1 protein-coding gene is annotated in these 234 nt (G+C 35.5%); it reads right to left on the bottom strand.

Going from position 1 to position 234, the window contains the following annotated elements; translation table 11 throughout:
• A partial coding sequence (locus ACFSUF_RS13535) for a hypothetical protein (RefSeq protein WP_377603444.1) occupies positions 1 to 234 on the bottom strand: 234 nt, incomplete at both ends.

The raw sequence follows: 234 nt of genomic DNA on the forward strand, positions 1-234 counted from the left end.
TCAAAATTAGTAATTCTAAAGTCTTCCCCTTTATGTTCTAACCAAAATTGGAAATCGGAATCATCAGTAGTTTTGATTTGCCGATCCTGCCATTTAATCCCCTCAGTAAGTTGGTTTATTTTATTAATTTGGTCTCTATCGGTAACCATGGAGAACTCGACAGGTTTCTCCGTCAAATTAGCAACTCTCATCCATTCGGAAATATTATCGTCTTTTGAACAAGCTCCAATAATA

Origin of the sequence: Paenibacillus gansuensis, assembly GCF_042684925.1 — a bacterium.
In the GTDB taxonomy this organism is placed as follows: Bacteria; Bacillota; Bacilli; order Paenibacillales; family DY6; genus Paenibacillus_N; species Paenibacillus_N gansuensis.